The 11,057-nt window shown below is 73.5% G+C and carries 11 protein-coding genes; 6 read left to right on the forward strand and 5 right to left on the reverse strand.

What is annotated here, in order from left to right:
- Positions 1-1,036: HAMP domain-containing protein (locus ACFQO7_RS29315; protein ID WP_376809394.1), on the reverse strand; the 1,036-nt coding region annotated here is incomplete at its 3' end.
- Between the two features lie 125 nt (positions 1,037-1,161).
- Here ACFQO7_RS29315 and ACFQO7_RS29320 point away from each other — a divergent pair.
- The 3 genes from ACFQO7_RS29320 (at position 1,162) to ACFQO7_RS29330 (ending at position 5,630) form a co-directional block, all read left to right on the forward strand.
- Entirely contained in the window at positions 1,162-2,763 is a 1,602-nt protein-coding gene (locus ACFQO7_RS29320) for a PP2C family protein-serine/threonine phosphatase (RefSeq protein ID WP_376809395.1), read from the forward strand.
- A gap of 145 nt (positions 2,764-2,908) precedes the next feature.
- Positions 2,909-3,862 carry an anti-sigma factor RsbA family regulatory protein gene (locus ACFQO7_RS29325; protein ID WP_376809396.1) on the forward strand — a complete coding sequence of 318 codons (954 nt, stop codon included), beginning with the start codon at positions 2,909-2,911 and terminating at the stop codon, positions 3,860-3,862.
- A 184-nt stretch (positions 3,863-4,046) separates the two neighbouring features.
- Positions 4,047-5,630: an HAD-IIIA family hydrolase gene (locus ACFQO7_RS29330; protein WP_376809397.1), complete on the forward strand. Its 1,584-nt coding sequence runs from the start codon at positions 4,047-4,049 to the stop codon at positions 5,628-5,630.
- A gap of 4 nt (positions 5,631-5,634) precedes the next feature.
- Here ACFQO7_RS29330 and ACFQO7_RS29335 read toward each other — a convergent pair whose 3' ends face one another.
- The 3 genes from ACFQO7_RS29335 to ACFQO7_RS29345 are packed head-to-tail and all read right to left on the reverse strand — an operon-like array spanning position 5,635 to position 6,720.
- A complete protein-coding gene (locus ACFQO7_RS29335) occupies positions 5,635-5,877 on the reverse strand; it encodes a hypothetical protein (RefSeq protein WP_376809398.1) in 243 nt (80 codons plus the stop codon).
- Between the two features lie 54 nt (positions 5,878-5,931).
- Positions 5,932-6,330 (reverse strand): hypothetical protein, encoded by a 399-nt coding sequence (locus ACFQO7_RS29340; protein ID WP_376809399.1) that lies wholly within the window; start codon positions 6,328-6,330, stop codon positions 5,932-5,934.
- A 60-nt stretch (positions 6,331-6,390) separates the two neighbouring features.
- On the reverse strand, positions 6,391-6,720 hold the full coding sequence (locus ACFQO7_RS29345) for a DUF2795 domain-containing protein (RefSeq protein WP_376809400.1): 330 nt from the start codon (positions 6,718-6,720) through the stop codon (positions 6,391-6,393).
- A 137-nt stretch (positions 6,721-6,857) separates the two neighbouring features.
- Between ACFQO7_RS29345 and ACFQO7_RS29350 the strand changes: the two genes are divergently transcribed.
- On the forward strand, positions 6,858-7,082 hold the full coding sequence (locus ACFQO7_RS29350; protein WP_203699217.1) for a hypothetical protein: 225 nt from the start codon (positions 6,858-6,860) through the stop codon (positions 7,080-7,082).
- Between the two features lie 15 nt (positions 7,083-7,097).
- Here ACFQO7_RS29350 and ACFQO7_RS29355 read toward each other — a convergent pair whose 3' ends face one another.
- On the reverse strand, positions 7,098-7,424 hold the full coding sequence (locus ACFQO7_RS29355) for a plasmid stabilization protein (RefSeq protein WP_360541308.1): 327 nt from the start codon (positions 7,422-7,424) through the stop codon (positions 7,098-7,100).
- A gap of 134 nt (positions 7,425-7,558) precedes the next feature.
- On the opposite strand from ACFQO7_RS29355, the gene ACFQO7_RS29360 reads away from it, so the two are divergent.
- Positions 7,559-9,325, forward strand: coding sequence for an NlpC/P60 family protein (locus ACFQO7_RS29360; RefSeq protein ID WP_376809401.1), 1,767 nt, complete (start codon positions 7,559-7,561; stop codon positions 9,323-9,325).
- An 8-nt stretch (positions 9,326-9,333) separates the two neighbouring features.
- Positions 9,334-10,884, forward strand: coding sequence for a GH25 family lysozyme (locus tag ACFQO7_RS29365; RefSeq protein WP_376809402.1), 1,551 nt, complete (start codon positions 9,334-9,336; stop codon positions 10,882-10,884).
- The last annotated feature ends 173 nt before the right edge of the window (positions 10,885-11,057 follow it).

An 11,057-nucleotide genomic window follows, 5' to 3' on the forward strand; every position in this document is an offset into this window, starting at 1 on the left:
TGAGCTCCAGGATCTCGCCCTGCGCCGCCACCGCGATCTTCTGCGACAGGTCACCCCGCGCCACCGCCGTCGCGACCTGCGCGATGTTGCGGACCTGCGCGGTCAGGTTCGACGCCATGTAGTTCACCGCGTCGGTGAGGTCCTTCCAGGTGCCGGCCACGTTCGGCACCTCGGCCTGGCCGCCGAGCTTGCCCTCCGTGCCGACCTCGCGCGCCACCCGCGTCACCTGCTCGGCGAACACCCGCAGCGTGTCCGTCAGCGAGTTGATCGTATCGGCGAGGTCGGCCACCTCGCCCTGCGCCGAGATGGCGATCTTCTGCGACAGGTCGCCCTGCGCGATCGCCGTCGTCACCTGCGAGATCGACCGCACCTGCGCGGTCAGGTTCGACGCCATGAAGTTCACGTTGTCGGTCAGGTCACGCCAGGTGCCCGACACGCCCCGCACGTCGGCCTGGCCGCCGAGCTTGCCCTCCGTGCCGACCTCACGCGCCACACGCGTCACCTCGTCGGCGAACGACGACAGCTGGTCGACCATCCGGTTCACGGTCCGGCCGATGGTGAGGAACTCGCCCCGCAGCGGCCGCCCGTCGATGTCGAGGGTCATGTGCTGGCTCAGGTCGCCCTCGGCGACGGCCACGATCACCCGCGCGATCTCGGCGGTCGGCCGGCCCAGGTCGTCCATCAGGCTGTTGACCGCGCGTACGCCGTCCGCCCACGCCCCCTCGTACGCCTCCTCGTCCAGGCGCTCGGTGACCCGGCCCTCCCGGCCGACGACCCGGGAGATGCGCAGGAACTCGCGGTTGCGCTGCTCCTGCATCGTCACGACCTCGTTGAAGGCGTCGGCGACCTCCCCGGCGATGCCGGCGCCCCGCGACAGCCGCACCTTGAAGTCACCGTTGCGCACCGCCCGCAGCGCCGCCGCGACCTCGTGCCACCGCGCGTCGTCGTCATCCACCCGCGCGCGCTGTGCGGTCGTCCGATTCGCCGTCACCAGGACCCACTCCCCTCGATGGCCGACTCTCGCCCTATGGCCCATCGCCGCGCCACACCGTCGCGGCGCACGCTTCATCATCGTCCGTACCGCCCCCGGATGCGAGCCAGCGGCACGCGGCAGCAGGCCCCGCGCTGGAAACCCGACGCCGAACGGCGGACACTACAAGGGTGCCGAACCGCGCTCCGGACCAGGAGCAGTCCCCCCGCCACCCCACCGGGCCGCTGACCGCCGTCGATGCCCTGCTCGGCGTGGCCACCACCGCCGACGAGACGGGCACCGCCCACGGCTTCGCCGGCGACCTGCTGCGTACCCTCGCCGAGCACACCGCCGCCACCGGCAGCGCCGTCTGGCTCGACCGCGGCGACGGAGCCGGCGCGCAACTGCTGGCCGCCCAGGGCAAGCGGCTGCAGCCGGCCTCCGCCGCGCGCCGGATCAGCGTGCCGGTGAGCCTGCCCTGGTCGGCCGAGCTGCGCCTGGACGCGCCCGACACCCCGCAGGCGCAAACCCTCACCCGCCTGGCCGTACAGCGGCTCGGCATGACCCTCGAACACCAGCGCCTGCGCGACAGCGACCGCCGCCGGCAGACCTCCCTGGCCTTCCTCGCCGAGGTCAGCGAACTGCTCGCCCAGTCCCTCGACCTCACCCTCACCCTGGCGCTGATCCCCCGCCTCGTCGTGCCCCGCCTGGGCACCTGGTGCACTCTGCACCGCGCCACCCCCGGCCGCCGCCTCGAACCCGCCGCCGCCGCCCACGCCGACGAGGCCCTGAGCCCCTGGCTCGACGCCGTCAGCGACGACCTCACCCGCTCGCTGCTCGCGCCTCCGGTCGCCGACGCGCTGCTGGCCGGCAAGAACGTCCCCCTGCCGACCGCCCTGTCCGGAATCGCCGTGCCGCTGTTCGCCCGCGGCGAGTGGCTCGGCGTGCTCAGCATCGGCCGCGACACCGACTCCCCGCGCGACCCCGACGAGATCCCCGTCGCCGAGGAGGTCGCCCGGCGCTGCGCGCTGGCCATGGACAACGCCCGCATCCACGAGGAGCGCCAGACCGTCTCGCACACCCTCCAGCAGGCGCTGCTGCCCGCGAAACTGCCGACCATCCAGGGCCTGGGCATCGGCGCGGAGTACGTGCCCGCGGGCCGCGGCGTGGAGGTCGGCGGCGACCTGTACGACATCATGGCGATGCCCGACGGCCGTTGGCTGGTGATGGTCGGCGACGTGTCCGGCAAGGGCGTGCACGCCGCCGCGGTCACCGGACTCATCCGCGAGGTCATCCGGGTCCTGGTCAAGGACGGCCGACCGCTGCAGTCCGTGCTCGCCACCCTCAACGAGACCCTCAGCGAACGCTCCGAGCGCTACTGCACGCTGGCCCTGGCCGCCTTCGACACCCGCAGCGGCGGCTCCGACGTCGAGGTCTCGCTGCACCTGGCCGGCCACGACCGGCCGCTGGTGCTGCACGCCGACGGCCGCGTCTCCTCGGCCGGCCGCTGGGGCACCGCGCTCGGCCTGGTCTCCCCGGTGACCTGCCCACCGGCCCGGCTCGTGCTGAAACCCGGCGAGACCCTGGTGTTCTTCACCGACGGCGTCACCGAACGCCGCAACGGCCACGAGTTCTTCGGCACCCAGCGGCTCGCGCAGCGACTCACCTACCTGGCCGGGCATCCCGCCGACGTCATCGCCGCCCGGCTGCGCACCGCGGCGGTGGACTTCTCGGTCGATCCACCCCGCGACGACATGGCCATCATGGCGGTACGCAACGACGCGGAGCGCTGAGAACGCGTCGTTTCCGCAGGTGTGCACAGCACTCCCGCACCGCCGCGACGGTGGCGTCCAGGCCCGCCGTCGCAGGGGAATAGCATTAACGTCCGGCTCGGCGGAGCAAGGCGACGAGCGCGGCACGGGCTCGGGAAGGACCACGGTGGACGCAACGGCGCTCGCAGGGCACTCCGACGCGGTCAGCCGTCACGACGCCCTGCAGTACCAGGACGACGACCAGCTGCTCGACGCGGTCGTGCCCTACCTGCGCGAGGGCGCGTCCGCCGGGGACAGCGTGGTGCTGATCTGCCGCCCCGACAACGCGGCCCGGCTGCGCGCCGCGCTCGGTGATCACCAGGTCGCCGAACTGCGCCGCGAGGACGTGTACGGCGGCACCGTGGCGGCCCTGACCGCCTACCGCGACCTCGCCGAGCGCGAGCGGCAGCGCGGCAACGGCCGCATCCGCGTGATTACGGAGATCGACTTCGGGTCCCGGCCCAGCGGGCAGTGGGAGTGGGCGCGGTTCGACGCCGCGCTGGGGCAGGCCCTGGCCGACTACCCGGTCTGGAACCTGTGCCTGTACGACCGCCGCCGGGTCCCGCCGGAGATCCTGCGCGCCGGCGAGAGCAGCCACTCCCACCTGCTCGCCGACGGCGGCCGGGTGCCCAGCACCGGTTACGTCGACGCGGCGACCCTGCTCGGCGACGCCAGCATGCGCTGGCGCGACCCGCTGGAGGACGGCCCGCCCCGGCTGGACGTCGCCGAGCCGCACGACCTGGCGGCGCTGCGGTCGGCGGTGGAGCAGGCGCTGCTCGGCGACGGCATGTCCGCGTACGCGGTGCAGGGTTTCGTGCTGGCGGTCAGCGAGGTCGCCACCAACGCGATCCTGCACGGCGCGCCCCCGGTGCGGGTGCGGCTGTGGTCCGCCGGCGGGCGGGCGCTGTGCTCGGTGTCCGACGGCGGGCACTGCTTCAGCGCGTACAGCGGCTACGTGCCGACGGACCGGGCGGTCGGCGCGGGCGGCATGGGCCTGTGGCTGGCCCGCCAGATGAGCGACGACCTGACCGTCGACGCGACGCCCGAAGGCTGCACGGTCCGCCTCGGCATCAACGCCTGACCGCGGCCCTCGACCAGGCAATCCCCCTGCGCACATGGGCCGTCATGTGCGCGATCACCATCGCTAGATCATCCTAGGCTGCTAGACCAGTGTCTCCATCCTGAGAAAAGGATGGTTACGGCATACATGATGGAAACCACGCTGCTGGATGTTTGGGGTAAGCCGGACAGGGTAAGGCCGCGGGGTGCGCAGAGCTGAGATCGACGGCGGCTTCACCGGAATGTTCGACGCGGTCCTGTTCGACCGCGACAACACCCTGATCCGCGAGGTGCCCCGGATCAGCGATCCCGACCTGGTCGTGCCGATGCCCGGCGTACGCGCCGCGCTGGACCTGCTGCGCGACGCCGGCCTGCGGATCGGCGTCGTGTCGCACCAGTCCGCCGTCGGGTTCGGCTTCGTCTCCCGGGCGCAGGCCGAGGCGGTCGACGCCCGCATCGAAGCGCTGCTGGGCCCGTTCGACACCTGGCAGACCTGCTGGCACACCCCCGCCGACGGGTGCGCCTGCCGCAAGCCGGCACCCGGCCTGATCACCGCCGCCGCCCACGGCCTCGGGATCAGCCCGCACCGCTGCGTCATGGTCGGCGACCTGGGCACCGACCTGCAGGCAGCCGCCGCGGCCGGGGCGACCGGCCTGCTGGTGCCCACCGGGCAGACCTGCGTCGCCGAAGCCGCCGCGGCCCCGTACCGCGCGCCGAGCCTGCTCGCCGCGGCCGAGTGGATCCTCGCCCGGCGGCAGCTGCTGCGGCCCGGCCCGCCGGGAGCCGACGAGCCCGGCAACGTGCTCGCGGTGCGCGCCGGTTCGGCCGGAGACGTGCTGCTCACCGGCCCCGCGCTACGGGCGCTGGCCGCGCGGGCCCGTACGGTCTCGCTGCTCACCGGCCCACCCGGCGTGCCGGCGGGACGGCTGCTGCCCGGCGTGACCCGGGTCCTGGAGTGGTGCACCCCGTGGGCCGAGCGCGACCCGGCCCCGGTCGACCGGTCGGCCGTCGACGGCCTCATCGACACGGTGCGCTGCTGGCAAATCGACGAGGCCGTCATCTTCACCTCCTCGGCCCAGTCGCCGCTGCCCACCGCGCTCCTGCTGCGGCTGGCCGGAGTCGGCCGGATCAGCGCGATCTGCGAGGACTACCCCGGTTCGCTGCTCGACGTGCGTCATCGAGCCCCCGACGACCTGCCCGAGGCGCACCGGGCCCTGTCGCTGGCCGCCGCGGCCGGTTATCCGCTGCCCGCCGCCGACGACGGCCGGCTGCGTACCGTGCTGGCGGCGAAAGGGACCCGCACCGGCCGGGTCGTCGTGCACCCCGGTGCGAGCGCCTCGGCCCGCGGGCTGCCGCGCAAGGTCGCCGTCGAGATCGTCCGGGAACTGGCGCGCTCCGGCCGGGAGGTGCTGGTCACCGGCGGGCCCGACGAGACCGACCTGACCGCGGAGGTCGCCGGCGACGTGGCGGGCGACCTGGGCGGGCAGACCGACCTGGCCGCACTCGGCCGGCTGCTGGCGGGCTCGGCGTGCCTGGTCGTGGGCAACACCGGCCCGGCGCACCTGGCCGCGGCGGTCGGCACCCCGGTGGTGAGCATGTTCGCGCCGACGGTGCCGTTCGCCCGGTGGGGTCCGCACGGCGTCCCGCACGTACGGCTGGGCGACCCCGACGCGCCATGCCGGGACACGCGCGCGCTCACCTGCGCGCAGCCCGGTCACCCCTGCCTGGGCGAGATCGACCCGGCCGAGGTCGTCGCCGCCGTGGAGCTGCTGGCCCGGACCAGGCCGTGACCGGTCATTCCTCCGGGTCGACCAGCGCCCGGAACCGGTAGATCCAGGCCGGTTCGCCGGCGGGGTTGGCCTCGCGCACGTACACGGCCTCCCACGGGTCGTCCTCGGCCCAGCGGTCCCGGCCCGGCTCCAGCCCGACCGGCAGCCAGATCGAGTACGTCTCCGGCGGATCGACGGCCGAGTCCACCTCGATCTCCCGGGTCACCTCGGCGGCGCCGTGCACGAACTTCGCGGCGATCCTGTCCACTCGAACCGACTCCCTTCGATCGACGCCCGCCCGCGGGCCGCGGGCCGGACCGGCTCACACCTCGGCGGCGAGGTGGTCGGCCGGCACGTTCAGGGTCACCACCCCGTCGCGCACACCGGCGATCTGGGCGGCGCCGGCGTAATGCGCGCGCCGCAGCGGCATCCGACTCTTGATCTTCACGTAGCCCTCGCGCAGCAGCAGCTCGGCGAGCTCCTGCTCGACGTCCGGCTCCGGGCCGGCCGCCTCCTGCACGATCCGCCCGAACAGGCTCACCGATTCGCTCATGCGCTGGCCGTCCGCGGTGATCGCGGCCCCGTCACCGATCTTGACGTCCTGCACGGTGCCCAGCTCGGCCCCGGTGCTGTCGACGACGTGCATACCCTCGCGCACCGCGCCGATCGGCCCGGGATCGTCGATCCCGGGCACCAGCCCCGTGCCGTTCTCCTCGGCCATGTCATGACCTCATCACGCCGGAGCGCGTCCGCGCGGGCGTTCGGGCCGCGCGGTCCTGCCTCAGAAGCGGACCTCGACCTCCAGGTCGAGGGCCTGCCACAGCTCCCGGGCGTTGGCGAAGCTGCGCTGCGGCTCCAGCGTGCCCAGCTCGTCGAGCACCTCGTCGGGGGCGTCCCCACGGCGCGCCAGCTCGACCAGCTGCTCGGCGGTGGCGGGGAAGGTCGCCAGCGACACGTGCCGGCCGATGTCGGCGCGCAGTTCGCGACGATCGGGGTCACGCTCGTCGTCGCCCACGATGCCGTCGCGGCCCGGCGTGTCCCAGGTCCGCGCGTCGAGGTCGTCCTCGATCGGGTCGACGGCTTGCCTGCTGCCATACGGTGTGTGCGTCATACCGCAGCGATTCCCGCGGGCCGGGGAACTGAAACGTCTTCACCCGATTTGTCCAGGCGGATGGGCCTCGCGGCGGTGCGACGAGGCGGACACTGGGGAGGACTGCCGCCGGATCGCACACGGGAGGAGGCGGGGCGATGACCGAGCAAACGTCCGGCGAGATGTTGGAGACGCTGCTGGACACGCTGTTCATCGGGGAGGAGCGGCTCAGCGTCGCCGAGCTGCGCCGCCGCGCGATGGCCGAGGACATGCCCTCGGACGTGCACCTGTCCATCGACACGCTGCCCGAAGGCGAGTACGCCCAGGACGAGGTGCTCGACGCGCTGCACACCCACGCCGTGATCACCCCGCCCTCGTCCTGAGCGAGTTACCGGCCCTCAGCGGTCGACGGCGCGCTGCAGCTCGGCCTTGGTCATGGTCGAGCGGCCCTTGACGTTCTTCTTCTTCGCCTCCTCGTAGAGCTGGTCGCGGGTGCGGCCGCCCTCGCCGCGGTGCGACCGCAGCCCGCCGCGCCGACCGGAGGAGATGTCCTTCTTCGACAGCGCGCTGGCCTGCTTGGCCTCACCGGCGCGCGCCCGCTCCTTGTTGACGGTGCGCGCGGCGATCTCCTCGGCGACGTCCTCGGACTTGCCGCGCTCCTCGGCGCTGGCCTTGATGTGCTCATACTGGCGTTCACGCTTGGCGCTCCAGGCCTGCTGCGGCATGATCGCCCTCCTCTCACTCCGCTGTACGCATGCCCGCGGCCCTGCGAAGCGAAACGCCGGACACCCCTGGAAGATCGCGCCACGGCACGCCGGAGCAGGCGCAACGGCCGTCCGGCACCGCTCGTTGACACGGCATGCGGGATTGCGGATCATGCGCGGAGCACGGGGGCGCGTCCACCGGCAGATGTGTACGGGAGCGGGGCGCGCCACGCCACCGGGGTCCGCTGCACCGGGCCGCCGTCGGCCTGCTCACGGCAGTCGCCGCACTCGCGCTGGCCGCACCCGCGGCGGCGGTGCCCGACGGCGCCGACGACCCCGACATGCTGCGTCCGCAGGGCGTCGACGCGCAGGGCCTGCCGCTGCAGCCCGACGGCCTGGCCGGCCCGGCCCGCGGGCTCGGCCGCCCGATCACCCGCATGCAGATCCTGGCCCGCGCCGCGATCTGGGCCGACGCGCAGGTCGGCTACAGCCAGCTGAAGTTCCGCAAGGGATGGCGCACCGACTGCTCCGGATACGTCTCGATGGCCTGGGAACTGGGCCGCAACCACTGGACCGGCGACCTGCACCAGGTCGGCGAGCGCGTCGACTTCGACGACATGCGCCCCGGCGACATGCTGCTCTACCACAACAAGTCCCGGCCGAGGGACGGCTCGCACGTGGTGCTGTTCGAGCGCTGGGTCGACGAGCCCGGCGGCGACTTCGTCATGTACGAGCAGACGCCGCCTTCGGTCAAGCACCGCACCTGGTCGGACTCGGGCTACGACGAGGACAGGTACCGGTCGTACCGCTACCGCAACGTCATCGAGAACGAGGCGGTCTGGTATCCGGTGGCCGGTGACTGGGACGGCGACGGCCGGGTCACCGCCGGGGCCGCCCGGCCGGAGGGCGAGACGTGGCGCTGGCGGCTGTCCGACGACCCGCGGGGCGCGACGACCGACGCCGACTTCCTCTTCGGCGACGTACGCAAGCTGCCCATCGTCGGCGACTGGGACGGCGACGGCCGGTGGACCCCCGGCACCGTCGACCTGACCGGCGACCACCACGACTGGTACCTGTCCAACTCGCTGCGCGGCGGCGAACCGGACGTGCGGGTCGGCTACGGCGACGTGGAGAAGGCGCCGGTCGTCGGCGACTGGGACGGCAACGGCACCTTCACGCCCGGCGTGGTCGACGCCGAGGGCGACGTGCGCGACTGGTACCTCGCCAACAGCCTGACCGGCGGCGACCACGACGTGCACGTCGGGTTCGGCGACGTGGACAAGGTGCCGGTCGTCGGCGACTGGAACGGCGACCGGGTGAGCACGCCCGGCGTCGTCGACGCCGCCGGCGAGCACCGGAACTGGGAGTTCACCAACAGCCTCGACGACCCGGCGACCGACACCGAGGTGTCGTTCGGCGAGGTGGTCCAGCTGCCGGTGACCGGCGACTGGGACGGCGACGGGTTCGTCACGCCCGGTGTCGCCGACCCGGGCGCGGGGCACGAGTGGCAGCTGTCCAACGCACTGGCCAGCGGCATCGCCGACACCGTCTTCGCGTACGCCGGAGCCCCGGCGGCCCCGGTCGACCCCGTCGGTCCGGCCCCTTCGCCGAGCGTCGTACCCAGGCCATGGCCCAGCGAGAGCCTGCCGCCGGCCGTGCCCGGCTCCCCGTCACCCGGCACCGCCCCGCCGGTCGCGGGTCTGCCCGGCTTCCCCCTGCCGAGCCCGCGACCGACCGGCTCGCCCCTGCCCACAGGCCCCGCGCCCAGCCCGGCCGACCCGACAGCCGCCGGCCCGGGTGCGGTCTCCCCCGCACCGGGCGGGCAGGCCGGGGCATCGCCGGAGCCGTCGGCGAGCGCCGCGGCCGAACTCGCTCCGCCACCCGGCGCGCCCCTGCTGGACCAGCCCACCGTTCTGCACTGAGGAGAGCCGTGAACCGTCACCGCACCGCCGCAGCCCGCCGCGCCGTCCTGGTCGCGGCCGGGCTGTTCCTGTCCCTGACCGCGCTGCCGGCCGGGGCCGCGCCGCCCGGTGATCCACTCGGGCCGGACGGCAGACCGGTCACCGACGGCTGGGCGGGCGCGGGCACCCCGGCGGAGCTGGTCCCGCCCGCGGCGGCCCGGGTGCTGGCGGCCGCGCCCGGCGGCTACCCCGTGACCGGCATCGACGTGTCGCACCACCAGGGGACGATCAACTGGGACAAGGTCGCCGACAAGGGCGCTAAGTTCGTCTACGCCAAGGCGACCGAGGGCGTGCACTACGTCGACGCCTCGTTCAAGGACAACTACAGCGGCGCGCGCAAGAACGGCATCCTCTTCGGGGCGTACCACTTCGCCCGGCCGGACAAGACCAACGGGCGCACCCAGGCCGACTTCTTCCTCGACCGGGCGCAGTACCGCAACGACGGGCGCTCGCTGCCGCCGATGCTGGACATCGAGTGGCCGTACAAGCTGGGCGGCAAGCTCGTCGCGCCGGGGCCGTGCTGGGGCAAGTCCAAGAGCGAGCTGGTCCGCTTCATCCGCGACTTCACCCAGCGGGTACGCGAGCGCACCGGCAGCGCCACGATGATCTACACGAATCCGAACTGGTGGAACCCGTGCACCGGGAAGAACGCCGACTTCGGCGACCACTACCTGTTCGTCTCCAGCTACACCGACAAGGTGCGCGGGCTGCCCGCCGGCTGGGACCGGTGGACGCTGTGGCAGTACGCCAACCACGGCAAGCTGCCCGGTGACCAGAACGTCTTCAACGGCACCATGGCCGACCTCAACGCGCTGGCCGCCAACCCGGCCGGGCCACTGCCCCGGCCCGTCGTCGGCGACTGGGACGGCAACGGCACCATGACGCCGGGCCTGGTCAGCGCCGAGGGCGACACGTGGCGCTGGCGGCTGTCCAACACCCTCGACGGCACCGGAGACCCAGCGCTCGACTTCACCTACGGCGACGCGGAGAAGACTCCTCTCGTCGGCGACTGGGACGGCAACGGCACCTACACCCCGGGCACGGTGGACGCCGAGGGCAAGCGCCGGGACTTCTACCTGGCCAACGGCTTCCGCAGCGGGCCCGCCGACATCCACACCGGCTTCGGCGACATCGAGGACATCCCGGTGGTCGGCGACTGGGACGGCAACGGCACGTTCACGCCCGGCACGGTGGACAGCGCCGGCAAGCTGCACAAGTGGAAACTCACCAACACGTTCGAAAAGCCGTTGACCGAGGTGGAGTTCGAGTACGGCGACGCCGCCAAGACGCCGATCGTCGGCGACTGGGACGGCAACCGCACCTTCACCCCCGGCACCGTCGACATGGACGGCGAGCGCCACGACTACTACCTGAGCAACGTGACCACGGGCGGGCCGACGCAGGTGCACATCGGCTTCGGCGCGGTGTACACGGTGCCGCTGGTCGGCGACTGGAACGGCGACAAGGTCTTCACCCCGGGCGTGATCGACGCCTCGGTCGACGCCGGGCTGGTCTGGTAGCTGACCAACAGCCTGACCGGCGGCTCGGCGGTCGAGGTGACCTTCACGTACGGCGGGACGGTGGCCGTGCCCGCCGCCCCTGCCGCCAGCCCCTCCCCGTCGGCGACGCCGTCGCCCGGGGTCACGCCGAGCGTGTCGCCGTCGCCGTCGGACACGGCCGCGGCCGTCCGCCC

It is taken from the genome of Catellatospora aurea, from assembly GCF_042663325.1.
GTDB lineage: Bacteria > Actinomycetota > Actinomycetes > Mycobacteriales > Micromonosporaceae > Catellatospora > Catellatospora aurea.

What these genes read in the sequence shown, in the direction of transcription:
- ACFQO7_RS29355 (WP_360541308.1), bottom strand. Translation starts at nt 7,424, where the DNA reads ATGCCGCAGCAGGCCTGGAGCGCCAAGCGTGAACGCCAGTATGAGCAC.
- ACFQO7_RS29350 (WP_203699217.1), top strand. Translation starts at nt 6,858, where the DNA reads ATGACCGAGCAAACGTCCGGCGAGATGTTGGAGACGCTGCTGGACACG.
- ACFQO7_RS29345 (WP_376809400.1), bottom strand. Translation starts at nt 6,720, where the DNA reads ATGACGCACACACCGTATGGCAGCAGGCAAGCCGTCGACCCGATCGAG.
- ACFQO7_RS29360 (WP_376809401.1), top strand. Translation starts at nt 7,559, where the DNA reads ATGCGGGATTGCGGATCATGCGCGGAGCACGGGGGCGCGTCCACCGGC.
- ACFQO7_RS29340 (WP_376809399.1), bottom strand. Translation starts at nt 6,330, where the DNA reads ATGGCCGAGGAGAACGGCACGGGGCTGGTGCCCGGGATCGACGATCCC.